Annotated in this window: 9 protein-coding genes; all 9 read right to left on the bottom strand. The window is 69.8% G+C overall.

The features are described from left to right. Nucleotides 1–732 carry a GIY-YIG nuclease family protein gene (locus tag FVE25_RS52245; RefSeq protein WP_157254887.1) on the bottom strand — a complete coding sequence of 244 codons (732 nt, stop codon included), beginning with the start codon at nucleotides 730–732 and terminating at the stop codon, nucleotides 1–3. Between the two features lie 207 nt (nucleotides 733–939). Beyond that, on the bottom strand, nucleotides 940–1995 hold the full coding sequence (locus FVE25_RS52240) for a C40 family peptidase (RefSeq protein WP_157254886.1): 1056 nt from the start codon (nucleotides 1993–1995) through the stop codon (nucleotides 940–942). After that, a complete protein-coding gene (locus FVE25_RS52235) occupies nucleotides 1992–2966 on the bottom strand; it encodes a replication-relaxation family protein (protein WP_157254885.1) in 975 nt (324 codons plus the stop codon). Before FVE25_RS52235 ends, FVE25_RS52240 begins: the two co-directional genes overlap by 4 nt. Before the next feature lie 114 nt (nucleotides 2967–3080). After that, the gene (locus FVE25_RS52230; protein WP_157254884.1) at nucleotides 3081–5645 is read right to left on the bottom strand and encodes a type IV secretory system conjugative DNA transfer family protein; all 2565 of its coding nucleotides are present in this window, start codon (nucleotides 5643–5645) and stop codon (nucleotides 3081–3083) included. Continuing rightward, the gene (locus FVE25_RS52225) at nucleotides 5642–7504 is read right to left on the bottom strand and encodes a VirB4 family type IV secretion system protein (protein WP_157254883.1); all 1863 of its coding nucleotides are present in this window, start codon (nucleotides 7502–7504) and stop codon (nucleotides 5642–5644) included. The genes FVE25_RS52230 and FVE25_RS52225 overlap by 4 nt, the downstream gene beginning before the upstream one ends. Further along, nucleotides 7501–8466 (bottom strand): PrgI family protein, encoded by a 966-nt coding sequence (locus tag FVE25_RS52220; protein ID WP_157254882.1) that lies wholly within the window; start codon nucleotides 8464–8466, stop codon nucleotides 7501–7503. Before FVE25_RS52220 ends, FVE25_RS52225 begins: the two co-directional genes overlap by 4 nt. Then, entirely contained in the window at nucleotides 8463–9935 is a 1473-nt protein-coding gene (locus FVE25_RS52215) for a TrbL/VirB6 family protein (protein WP_157254881.1), read from the bottom strand. The genes FVE25_RS52220 and FVE25_RS52215 overlap by 4 nt, the downstream gene beginning before the upstream one ends. Before the next feature lie 266 nt (nucleotides 9936–10201). Then, nucleotides 10202–10600, bottom strand: coding sequence for a pilin (locus FVE25_RS52210; protein WP_219826033.1), 399 nt, complete (start codon nucleotides 10598–10600; stop codon nucleotides 10202–10204). 312 nt (nucleotides 10601–10912) lie between these two features. Then, nucleotides 10913–11719, bottom strand: coding sequence for a hypothetical protein (locus tag FVE25_RS52205; protein WP_157254880.1), 807 nt, complete (start codon nucleotides 11717–11719; stop codon nucleotides 10913–10915). Nucleotides 11720–12029 lie beyond the last annotated feature (310 nt).

The following is a 12029-nucleotide window of genomic DNA, read 5'->3' as shown; positions in this document are numbered from 1 at the left end:
TCAGATGGGCCTGGTCGAGTCCTGTCTCTGAGCTCGAGTTTTCCTTCTTGCATCGAGTTGCGCGATCCTCTCCAAGACTGCCTCGATGGTGGGGTTCTGAAGGAGATACCGATTGGGGCTGACCTGCACGCCGAGTGCGTTCACGTGGGGCCTGGGCTGCTGCACGGGCACCGGCGTGGGCGCTACCTGCCTCGTGGGAGGAGCTTCGGATCGTTGTGGCTGGAGAGGGTGGCCGATGAGGTGGAGCGTGGACTCGATGGGGAGCATGTAGTCGCGCAGGCTGGCCTCGTCGTCGATGGACAGGGTGGCGTCTTGGGGCCGGTTGCGGTTGTGCAGGTCTACTGTCTCGGCGCTGTCGAGGCAGTAGTAGATCTCGCCTTCGAGCCATCCGGCTTCGGCGCTGTTGAGTGTTTCGTCGTCGTTGGATTCGTAGCGGATGACCAGGGCCCGGTACCAGTGGTCGCGGTCTTTGAGCTGCTGTTGGACGCGGTTTCGGAGGCCGGGGTTGGTGGCTTTGCCGACGTAGGCTCCCCACCGGCCCTCTGCATCGGGGCGGTCGAGCAGGATGTAGGCGCCGGGGACGTTCCAGCTTCGGTCGAGGCTCTTGACCTGGTGGCGGTAGAGCAGGAGCATGCCGGCGACCTTGTGCTTGGCTCGGATCTTGATCGGCTCGCCGGGGTCCTCGGAGAGGGTGACGACGAGCGGGAACGCGGCGAGCCGTACAGCGGACACGGGGGGCTCCTTCATCTAGAACTGCTGGGGGATCTCCCGGCCAGTATCGGTCACATCGCTCTGCGTGACCACAAGTTTCCAAAAGTGGCAAGTCGCTCACCTGCGGATTTACGCCGATGCGACGCCGGGCCCATGTGTCACCCGCCGCCGTCACGGCGTCGGGTGGGTAGGCAGCATGGTGCGGGCGGTTGTGTGCCCGGTACGGCCCTACGGCGGCCGGTACGGCGTTCCGCACTCCCCCCGGTTGCCGTTCTGCCACCACGGGGCCGTGGGCGGGTCAGCGGGGTCGGGGTGGCCGGTGTGTGCGTGCGCGGCCGGGCGGGTGAAGCCGATCAAGTCACGCCGCTGGTAGGTGTCGATTTTCACGACGGTGCGCTTGTTGGGCGCGTGGATCATCTGGCCTTTTGCGATGACGAGGCCGACGTGGCCGGGCCCGTCGGCTTCCATGCGGAAGAACGCGAGATCGCCGGGCTGCTCCTGACCACGTGGAACGGGCGGACCCCAACGCCACTGATCGGCCGCAACGCGCGGGATGGTGATCCCGGCGGCCTGATAGGCGCGCATGGTGAGCCCGGAGCAGTCGAAGGCGTTGGGGCCTTCAGCTCCCCACACATACGGTTTGCCGAGCTGAGCGTGTGCGTAGGCGATGACGGCGGCGACCTGCTCGCCCGGGATGAGAGTGACACAGGTTCCCGCCAGCGCGTCAACGACGCGCTGGGCCAGCGCCTCCCACTGGGCGTAGGCGTTGGGATATCCGGAGAGCTGGACGGCTTGCGCGGCTTGGGTGAGCGGGAGCTGCTCCCACCGCTTCACCTTGACCAGACGGTCATAGAAGGTGCCGGTGGCATAGCGCGGGTCGAGGACCTGCTCACGCGTTCCCCAACCCTGCGAAGGGCGCTGCTGGAACAGGCCCAAGGAGTCGAGGTGCCCATAGGTCAGGTTACGGACCTTGGATTCCTGCAGCGCGGTGGCGACGGCGATGACGGCTGCTCGTGCGGGCAGGCCACGCTCCATCGCAATCTGCACAATCAGCGCCGCATGGGTCTGCTGTTCGCCGTCCAAGGTCAGCGTGGAGGCGGCGATGGTAGTGGTTGGTGCAGCCGCGACCGGCTCGCCCGCCGTACTGCTCATCGTTGCGTCGGGTGTGATCGCGCAGGCCACCCCGCCAGGCGTGCCCGAGCCGGTCAGGATGCTGGTGGCGGCTGCGAGGAACGCCAAGACGATGAGCAGCAGGAGGGCGGCGCCGGCCGCGGCGGCCTTCACCTCGCCTCGTCTCCCGTGCGGAGGCCGAGCGTACTGCCGTCTTCGTAGCGGTCCTGCTCATTGGTGGGCGGATCTTGGATGCGGCCGAGGGGCAGGTGCGGCCAGGCGTGGGCGAGGTCGGCCAGCCGCATACGTTGCTGTCCGGCCGTGGCGGGGGCGGGCAGCCAGATGGGTCCGGCGGGTCCGTCCCCGTCGTGGGTGTGGACGGCGGTGGCGACGGGAAGGTCGGTGGCGGTCAGGAGGTGGCGCAGGTTGGCTTCGCGGATGGGGTTGGGCAGCCAGAGCAGGATCGGGGTGTTGATGGCGGTGTCGTCGGCCAGATCGCGGTAGTCGTGCAGCTTGTCGGTGACGCGCTTGAGGGTTTCAGTGCCAGTGTCGTGTTCGAGGAAGAAGTCGATCTCGTTGCCGTCCTCGCGCCACCGGGCCCAGGCGTCGGGACGGGCCAGGTCCCCCCATTGCTTGGTGCACTCCTGTTCCGACCACCATGCCTTGAGGGCGGCTCCGGTTCCCGACCCCGGTTCCCTCGCGGCTCCGGCACCGACTTGGCGGGCGTAGTGGTGCAGGTGGGAGAAGAAGTCGTTGACGCCGACGTGATGGTTGAGCCGGGACGAGAATGAGATCTTGGTGTCGGGGTCGTAGCCGAGGTCTTTGACGTCGATGCCGTGGCGGGCGGCCAAGGCGTGGGCTCCGGCCTTGCCGAGCGCCCAGTGGACGGGGGCCGAGCCCGCGCCGTATCCGGCCCAGGGCCGGAAGCCGGTGACGGCGTTGAGCAGGTAGAGGGTTCGCATGCGCTTGCGGGTGGATTGGGGGATGCCGAAGAAGATGCGCTGGATCTGGTGAGTGGTCAGAACGCGGTGGCGGTGCAGGTGGGTGAGGATCTGGTAGTCGCGTTCGGTCAGCCGGGCTGACAGGGCGGGGAGCGTGGCCCGGTCCAGGCGGGGTTGTCCGCTGGGGATGGCGAGCAGGTTCATGAGTCTGTCCTTGCGTGTTGATCGGGTGGTGGGCCGGTCGGAGCGGATGCGGGGCTGTTGTGGCATGGCGATGTCCCTTTCGGGTGTGCGGGTGGCGTGGCTGGTCAGCGGCCGTTAAGGACGGGACTCGGCGGTGGGTTCGCCGGAGCGCGGGTCGGAGCTGGAGGCGCTGCCGCGTGAGCGGGCGCGACGCGAAGCAGCGATGCCGTCGGGGGCGGTGAACTGCTCGCGCGAGGCGTTCCGGATCTCGGCTTCACGGCCGTGGACGGCGTCGGGCAGGGGCCGGGTGCGCAGGGTGAAGGCGGAGGTCTGCTGGCCGTCCACAACCAGGCGGGCGACGGCTTGGTAGGCGCCCAGATGGGTGAGATCGTGCGGGCTGAGCAGCGGCGCGATGTGGTGTTTAAGCTCCCCTGCGTCTTTGGGCGAGGCGTTGAAATACACCTTGTTGCGGGCGTCGGCGGACAGGGCTTCGCGTAGGTCGGTGGGTAGCTGGTCGAGGTGCTGGTGGGCCAGGACCAGGGAGAGCCGGTAGCCGCGCGCCTCGGCCAGCACGTCGTTGATGTGGCCGGGCAGGTTCAAGAAGTTGTGACACTCGTCGATGATCAGGGAGGAGTCCGGCCGGTCGGTTTCGGCCAGGCCGGAGCGGCGGGTGGTGGCTTGCCAGGTGTGAGCGAGCAGGATGGAGCCGAACAGCCGGGCGGCGTCGTCGCCGAGGATGCCCTTCGGCAGGCGTGCCAGGACCAGGCCGCCCTCATCGAGGAGCTGGCCGATGGGGACGGTGGTGTCCGGGTTGGCCAGCGCCTGCCGCACGAACGGCCGCAGCAGGACGGCGCGCAGCTTGTTCATCACCGGGCCGATGACGGTGGCCTGCCCGGCCGGGGTGAGGGCCTCATAGAACTGCCAGAACCCGGCCAGCAGCTCATCACGCAGCTCGGCCGTGGTCCGGGTACGGAACGCCGAATCGGTCAGCAACCTCGGCACGTCCGCCAGGGTCGCCTTGCGACCCATGACGCTGGTCAAGGTGAGGCAGGTGGAGCGTAGGAGATCGTCCACGCGTGGTCCCCAGGCGGTGGAGAAGCAGCGGTGGAAGATGCTCACGACGGAGTCGACGGCGAAGGCGGGGTCGTGCCCGGCGAGGATGTTGATCGACGGTGGCGGGGCCGGGTCCTGCGGGTCGAACACCACCGTTCTCCCCATGGCTCGTGCCGGGAGCCGGTTGAGGATGTCGGTGATCAAGTCGCCTTTCGGGTCGATGACCAGGGCGCCTCGCCCGGCGGCTGCGTCGGCGAGGACCATGTTCGCGAGGAGGGTGGATTTGCCGACGCCGGTGCCGCCGAGCACGTGGGTGTGGTGCCGCCCGTCCGCGACGGGTAGGGCGACGGGCCGCCGGGGGCCGCTGTCGGCGTCGCCCAGGACGCGGACAGCGCCGCCCGCCGCGTTGCGGGGCACTGTCGGGGACGGGGCCACCGGGCGGGCTCCGGCGCGGGCGACACCGGGGGCGTCGATGTCCCACGGCAGGTGCGCGAGCGCCGCCAACTCCGAGACCGACAGCAGGCAGCCGCGATCAAGACGCCGCGAGCCGATCACGCGGGCTGGCCGCCAGAGGCGGGCTCGCCGTAGGTACTGGTGGCTTCCGGTGAACAGGGCGAAGACGCCGGCCAGGGTGTGAGCTTGACCTCGCAGCCACCCGCGGACCAGATCACGCGAGCCCGAGCCCGAGTCCGCGTTGTCTGGGCGGATGCTGGCGGGCGTTGTGGTGGAGGTGGGTTCGCGGCTGGTGGAGACGGCGTAGCGGATGGCCACCTCGTAGCGGGGCTGACCGGCCTTGGCCAGGATCATCCGTACTTGTTCGGCGCGTTCGGGAAAGTCGCGGGCCAGCTCGCCGGGCCGGTGCTCACGAGTGTCGGCAGGCATCGGGAGGATCGCGTCGAAGAGGCGGCCGAGGTGGTTTCGGCTGCCTCCGCCGCGCAGGTGGGCGGCGGCTCGGTAGGCGTGCCGGAGCCGTCGTCCGGTGGTGGGGCGGGCGAGGATCTGCACGACGGCGTGCTCGCCTTCGCGCAGGCCGCTCATGGCTTCGAGCAGGGATCGGGCTGGGTCGTGGTCGTGGTCGGTGGTGAGCGGGAAGTGCTCGGGTCCGGCCAGCATCAGCTTGCCGCCCGCGACCTGCGCGCCGTCGGGTAGGGGCGAGGTGGCGGGCGAGATGGTGGTGGTCGCGCCGGGCCAGGCCGCGTGGATGGCTTTCTCCACGACGGCCGGTGGCACAGTGCCGGGCATCCACAGCCGGATACGAACTCCGGCGTCGCTGCCGTGGTACTCCCAGACCAGGTGCGGCTGCCCGGTGAAGAGCCGCGCCCAGGCGGGCCGTAGCAGCCCGACCAGCTGACGCCACAAGACGAGGGCGCCTTCGGGGTCGCTGCGCGGTGGTGAGGAGATCTCGATGAGGCGCGCTTGGGGGGTCATGCCGGCGTGGTGGGCCCAGCCGAGTAGGTATCGCCCTCCACGGACCACCGTCCAGATGGCAGCCCAGGCAGCGGCCAGGTAGGGCCCGTAGGCGAGGGCGAACTCCGGCAGCCGAGCGGGCAGCTCGGCCAGGAAGTCGAGAGTCTTCTGGACGTCGTGTTCGTCGATCCCGCACAGCAGGCACGGACTCTCGGGGTCGGTGCTGATCGGGTGGTTCATAGCGGGTCGCCCTCCTCCTCCTCCTCGTCGTCGTGGTTGTTGTGGTCGGTATCGGTGGTGTCGGTGAGGCTGGTCGGAGGAGGTGGCGGTGTTGGCGGGAGGGGTGCCGACTCGTCGAGTCCGGCCAGGTACTCCGGGCTGGTCGTGACCAGCTCCGCCTCGGAGAGAGAGGCGATGACGTGGAAGGCGGCCCGGCTGGCCGGCCCGGCCACCAGGAGCGCCTCGCCGCGCTCGGCGGTGAGCAGGAACTGCCGCTCGCCATCGGTCAGGTCGAAGGAATCTCCGACCGCGCCGATGGCCTGCGGCGCCTGCCGGAGCAGGATCTGGTTGGCGGCGTTGGCGACGATCGCCTGCCCCAACTCGCTGCCGAGCAAGTCGGCGGCATCCTGGGTGATGACCGCGAGCCCGGCCCAGTGCTTACGGGCCGCTTTCGCCATCCGGAACAGGAACCGGGCCCCCTCGGGCTCCTTCATCAGCAGCCACGCCTCGTCCACCACGACCAGCCGCTTCTTGCGATCGCGGGGGTTGGCCACCCGCCGCCAGATGGCATCCAGGGCGAGCAGGGTGCCGACCGCCTTCATCTCCTCCGGCAGATCCCGCAGGGAGAAGACCGTCAGGTGGCCGGACGGCGGGGTGGTGGTAGGGCCGTTGAACAGCTCGCGGTAGGAGCCGGACACGTAGGGGGCAAGCTGCGCGGCCAGCTCCGCCCCGGCCGGGTCAGCAACCTCCTGACTTTCGGTAAGGGTGGCGACCAGATCGGCGAGCAGGGGTGCGGGCCGGGTCCAGGTGATGGGGTCGCGGGTGATCCCGGCGGCTTGGTAGGTGGCCAGGATCGCCGAGTCCAGCGTGGCCCGCGCTTGGGCGGTGGGCTGGCCGCCGAGCATGGTGGCGATCAGGGTCTGCAGGAACATCGCCCGCCGCGCCAGCACGTCATCGCGCGGGCCGTGGCTGGCGGGCAGGTCGAAGGGGTTCCACCGCACCCCGGTCGCGCCCAGATGCAGGCAGGTGCCGCCGACCGCTCGCGCGAGGCGGGCGTATTCGTCTTCGGGGTCGACGACCGCGACCTCAACATCCTGATAGAGCAGACGCAGGGTTTCGAGCTTGGTGAAGTAGCTCTTGCCCGCACCGGACCGGGCGAGGACAACGGAGTTGTGGTTGTCCTGGGCGTAGCGATCCCACAGCACCACTCCGGAGCCGGTGGCGCTCAGCCCGTACAGCACGCTCGTCTCGCCGATCTCGGTGGTGAGGTCGGGTGAGGCGAACGGGAAGGCCGCCGCCAGGGCGGTGGTGTCGAAGGTGCGGGTCAGGTTGAGCGAATCGGCCCCGAGGGGCAGCGTGGTGGTCCATCCCTGCAGGGCGCGGAACGTGGCTGGTTGCGCATCGAGCAGGAGCGAGGAGGCCAGCGCCCGGACCCGTTCTACTTCGGCGGCAAGCTCGGGCTCGGTGTAGGCGTGGATGGTGAGGTAGAGGCCGACTTTGAACAGGCGGCCGTGGCCTCGGGCGAGGCTGTCGGCCAGGTCAGTGGCGTCGTCTGCGGCGGCTTCGGCGGCGAAGTCCTGCAGGCGTCCGTGCTGGGCGTCGGAGCGGCTGGCTGATTCCAGGCGGGCGAGCTGGCGGCGTAGCCGCATCGCGGCAATCTGCTGGGGGATGGGTTCGATGTGCAGGGACACATCCAGGTGGCCGGGGTAGGTGAGCAGGGGTTCGAGCCAGCCCGCGCCGACTTCGCGTGGGTAGCCGGTGACGGCGAACGACGCGGTGACGGCGTTGGGCAGGGTGAGGGTGCGGGCGCCAACGTGGATGGCGGCGGGCTGGGTGAGTGGGCTGGGCTGCTGGTCGGGGGTACGGCGGCGCAATTTCACAGCGTGCTCCTGGGCGAGGCGGTGATGAGTTCATCTGGCAGGGCGTGGCCGGCGGGATGCGCGGCGCCCGGGTCGAGGCACTCGGTGAGCGCTTGGGTGGCCTCGTTGGCGTCCAGGACGCGGGTGGTGACACCGAGAGCGGCCAGCGCGCGTTCGGCCTCTGCGGCTCGGCGCAATACAGCCGCGGCAGAGGCGTCGCGCCGGACTGCGCGGTGGCCCCGGCTGCTGGTGGGATGGTCACGAAGAACAACAAGGACTTGGCGGGTCAGCAGCTCACGCGAGGTGTTCAGGTCGGCCAGGTAGGCGGCATGCTCGCGGGCGGCGTTGGCTAGGGCAGGGTGCGGCAGAGCGTCCGACCGGGCCTCGATCGTCTCGACCAGGTCCGTCAGGTCCGCCTGCCGGGCTCGGGCCAGCACCTGTACGGGTGCCTCCAGCGAGTTCAGCCACCGTCCGAATCCGCCGACGAGGGCGGCCTGCTCGCTGGTGGTGCGCAGGTGGAAGGACAGGGTGCCGGTCCCCACCAGGACGGCTACGCCGCCGTCGGCGAGTTCGAGGGCGCCGTCGGTACGGATGGCCTTCACCGGCAACCTCAAGGGGGCAGGTAGCTTGCCCCGCAGGCGGCACCACCGAGGCGGCCCGGTCACTGCGTCGGGCGCGGCTACCAGCCGCTTGCTCGCCCGGCCATGGAGCAGGGCGGCCAGCGCGAATCGGTCCAGGCTCAGCCCGTCTCGCTTACCGAGGGCGATGGCGATGCCGAGGGCGATGATCGGGAGCAGGATCGCGGTCAGGATGACCACAGGCAGAAGCTGGTGGAAGAGGTAGTAGACGGCGGCGGCGATGCCGCCGGTCAAGGCGACGATGAGGAGTTGGCGGAGGTTGAGCCCGTAGGCGATTTTGTCCGGGGTGTTGATGTCGGCGGGGATACGGGCCAGCAGCGGCGGCGGCTCAACGTCGTGCTTCATCGGTTCCCGCCTTTCGGCTGGCGTTGGGCGTGTGGGGTGCGGCGGGGCGGCGGGTCGAGGCGGAGGCGCAGTTGGCCGGGGCGCGGTTGGCGGGTGGGCATGCCGGGCAGCCGGTCTTGCACCCACGGCGGCCGGGGCCGAATCCACGGTCCCGACGCCGTGGGCGTCGCCCTCGACGTAGTGCCGGGTTGGGCGGGTGGGCGCGGGACGCGGGTGACCGGGAATGGCAGGGCGAGCTGGGTGCCTTGCCGGGCGCGTCTGGCTGACGCGGCGGCGGCTTCCGGTGTGGGCGGGGGAGCGCTGTTCGGCGGCAGGTTGAGCGGGAGTTGAAGCTGCTGCCAGGCGGGTGTGCGGTTGGGCATGGCGGCTCCCGTCGACGGGCTGGATGGCGTGGTGGGTCCAGGGCGCTTGGGCTTGTTCGGACCGCCCGGGCTCGGGCTTCCGCCCGCGCCGCCTCGGCCTCGGCCTTGGCCGGGCCGTCCGCCGTGCTGGTGTCTGGCTCGCGCGGCGTTCTTGCCTGCGGCGTGGCGGGTTGTGCCGAGGGCGCGGGCGGCGCCGAGCATCTTGTAGACGATCACGGCTTTGATCAGCCGTTTGAGCAGGTTCGGCTGGCCTTGCTGCCAGATGGTGCGGGCCACCCAGCCGGGGGTCTTGATCAGCACGAACAGGACGCCGATCAGGATGAGGACGTCCAGGGCCCGGTTGGCAACAGGCCGGGCCATCGCCTCGATCGCATCGCCCGTGTTCGGGTCGGCAGGTTGGATGGGGTAGGCGGCGGCCGAATCGGTGAGCACCAGCTTGAACGCCAGAATCAGGCCGATGGCCTGCAGGATCTGGACGGCCAGCAGCCCGCCGACGCACCGCCACCACAGCTTCGCGATGCCCTCGGTTTGCGGCAGCGCGTGACACAGCAGCGCCAGCGGCGCGGCGATGATGAGGAAGACCAGCAGGGTGATGCGGATGATGCCGATGAAGGCCAGCAGCAACCCCATCACCACGGCGACGGCGATCAGCAGGACCAAGAAGAGCAGGGTGCCTTTCGGGTCTTTGATCAGGTCATCGACTTGGGCGGCGATGAGGTTCCCGGCCCGGGCGGGGTCGACGCCGTCGCCGAGCAGCGCGGCGACCATCGCGTTGGCCAGCTCGATGGCGTGCTGGCAGATGGTGAGCGAGCCGTTCACGGTGACGACGGCGATCACCAGGCGGGGGATGACCTCGCCTGGGGTGGTGGAGGGTCCGGGGCTGCTGCCGTGGGCCATCACGATCACCCCGGCGGCCAGCACCATCAGCACCAGCAACGCGTTGGCGATCAACCGGACGTGGCTGTTCAGGTCGCGGACGCGCTCCAGCATCAGCGGGGGTGGGGCAGAGAGCAGGGCGGTGCCGACGGCGACGAAGGCGGGCTGGACGGCGTCGGTGACCAGGCTGGTGAACCAGCCGTTCATCGCCTGGTTGAGCTTGCAGCCCACATCCATCCACCCGCACTCAGCCACCCCACCCGGTGGTGTTGACGGTGTTGCGGGTGGAATCCAGGTCACCTGCGGGTCCGGGTCCGGGTCCGGGTTCGGGCTCGTGGCGGACGGCGTTGAGCGTGGCGCAGGCGTCGGGTCGGCCAGAGCGGGCGCGGCCGCGAGGGCCGGTGCGCTCAACGCGGTGATGGTGAGCAGCACCAACACGAAGCAGGCGCGGCGCAGCCGGCTCACCCCTTGGGGTCGTCGCCGCTGGTGGCGGCGGCTCACTCTGCGCCCACGATTCCTTTGAGGATGGTCACCAGGAGCGGGGCCAGGGCGGCGATGCCGTAGCCGAGCCCGGCATAGCGCAGTCCCTTCTTGGCGGCCTCGACTTCGCCGGGGTCGCCGCCGGCCAGGATGTAGCGCACCCCGGCCACGGTGAGGAAGAGCGTCGCGAGGGCGACGAGCAGACCGACGATGACGTTGCGCAGGTTGTCGATCACTGCGTTCAGCGACTCCGGCGCGGCCAGCACCTGACCGTACGTGGGAGTCGCGCTGGTGGCGTGTGCGAGGGCGTAGCTGAGCAGGATGCCCAGCGCGAGCGTGAGGAGGACGAACAGGGCGGCCAGGGCGATCTTCAGGCTGTGGGCTTGCGAGGTGGTGGCGCGGCGCGGGCGGATCATGGGCTGCCTCCCGGTAGTTCTGGCGCGGGTCGAGCTGGCGAATGTGGTGCGGGGTGTGGGCGGCGCGGAGGGGGCCGGGCCCGGCTGCGGGGCCGGGTGGGCGTCCTCCTTCGAGGGCGTGGAATGGGTGGGCTGGGCCGGGTGACAGGGACCGGTGACCAGGCACGGGCCCCGGCTGCCGGGCTCGGCGCCCCTTTTCCGCGCTGCCTTCACTTGTCCAAAGACCTGGTCGAAGAGCCGAGTTCAGACATCGGAGCCAGCGGATTTGGCGTGATCTTTGCTCGCGTCTTCGCGCTGGCGCTGGTCCGATCGCTACAGGCGGTGCTGGAGAATCGCCTGGTAGAGGGCGTGTTCGGCGCGTTGGCGGCGCTTGAGCACGGTGCAGTACAGCAGGCCGCGACGACGGCAGTAGGACGACAGCGGGATGCTCTCCAGCCGGGTGAGCCCGATCAGCTCCGCCTCAGCCTGGGTGATGACGCCGTCGGTGACGGCTTGGGCCAGCAGCAGGTCGGGATGGCCGGCTGGGTAGGCGAGGGTCTGTGGCCCGTTCTCGGTGCTGTCGACCTGGTCGGGCTTCGGAAGGAGCCGCGGCGGCTCGACGGCCAGCGCCCGCAGAACCGTGAACTGGGTGAGCCGGGACAGCCGCAGCAGCGGGTGTGACCAGGCAAGCTTTACCCGGATGAGGGCTTCCATGAAGGCGGTCAGGACCTCGGCTTCCAGGTCTTCCTGGTCCATGCGGGCAAGCCGGGCCGGGTGGTCGGCCTGGTCGGGATGTGCTTTGTCGGTCAGGGCGGTGATGAGGCGGCCCAGCATTGGGCGGGCGAGGGCGACGGCGGCGACCATCCACGCGCCCCGGTGGGTGCGGGCCTGGGTGATGAGGTGCCGCCACACCTGGTCGCGGGTGGTGCGTGTGCAGGAGCGGTGCATCAGCATCACCCGCAGTTCGTCTATCGGGATCGGCCGGGCCGGGAGGCCCGCCCCGTCGATGGACAGCGGTTCGGGGCCGCGCATGAGCAGGTCGAAGGCGTGCCCGGCCACGTCCAGCGGTAGCGAACCGGTTGGAGCTACAGCGGTCGAGGTGGTGGTGTCCGTGCAGAAGTGCTCCGAGGTGTGGAACATGGCGGCGCTCCCGAGGTGGAGAGGTGGTTGGGACGTCGCCATCCGGTCAGAGCGCCCGTACAAGATCCGGGCAGAAAATGGTCAGACATCGGGCACGGCAAAGATCACGCCAGCATTGATTCACTCTCCGGAACCATGTGTGACCTGCGGAAATGGCTGAACTGAAGGTCTGGGCCCGCCTGGCGGCGGAGATCACCTGCCGGGAGCCAGAGCGCGGAAACCTGTGTTGACCTGCGAGAACGTTAGGCGTCCGAGATTCTTGGGTCAAGCTTGCGTCAAAGTGGTAGACGCCCCTGACCTGGGGCGCGGC

It is taken from the genome of Nonomuraea typhae (assembly GCF_009760925.1).
Classification (GTDB): Bacteria; Actinomycetota; Actinomycetes; order Streptosporangiales; family Streptosporangiaceae; genus Nonomuraea; species Nonomuraea typhae.
The sequence above is the reverse complement of the archived record's forward strand: the minus strand, read 5'-3'. Positions and strand labels throughout refer to the sequence as shown.